Origin of the sequence: Methylobacterium sp. J-076 (genome assembly GCF_022829405.1) — a bacterium.
Lineage (GTDB): Bacteria > Pseudomonadota > Alphaproteobacteria > Rhizobiales > Beijerinckiaceae > Methylobacterium.
Genome location: NZ_JAKSXW010000044.1, coordinates 1 through 376, shown reverse-complemented (window position 1 = coordinate 376; position 376 = coordinate 1). Strand labels below are relative to the sequence as shown.

At 69.1% G+C, this 376-nt stretch carries 1 pseudogene; it reads left to right on the top strand.

Features of this window, described 5'->3' with window-relative positions:
* Positions 1 to 376 (top strand): annotated as a pseudogene (locus tag MKK53_RS03285) (hypothetical protein); the annotation flags it as partial.

Sequence of the window (376 nt, the reverse complement as noted above, 5' to 3'; positions counted from 1 at the left end):
CGACCACAAGGTCAGCCTGTACTTCCTGAACGACGCCTATGACGGCACCGCCGCCACCGACCGCAACCTGTACCTCGACAGCGCCACCTACAACGGCGCGGCGGTCTCCGGCGGCAAGCTCGCCCTCATGAGCGCGGGGGCGCAGGCCCTGACCGTGCACGACACCGGCCCGGTGGCGACCCCGGCGCTTTTGAAGGCGGCCGCGACGCCGTTCACGATGAACATCGGTACGGGGTCGGACACGCTGGTCCTGAAGCTGAGCGAGGATGCCTACAAGGGCGACGCGCAGTACACGATCTCGGTGGACGGCAAGCAGGTCGGCGGCACCCTGACGGCCCACGCCTCGCATGCGGCCGGCCAGTCCGACACGATCACC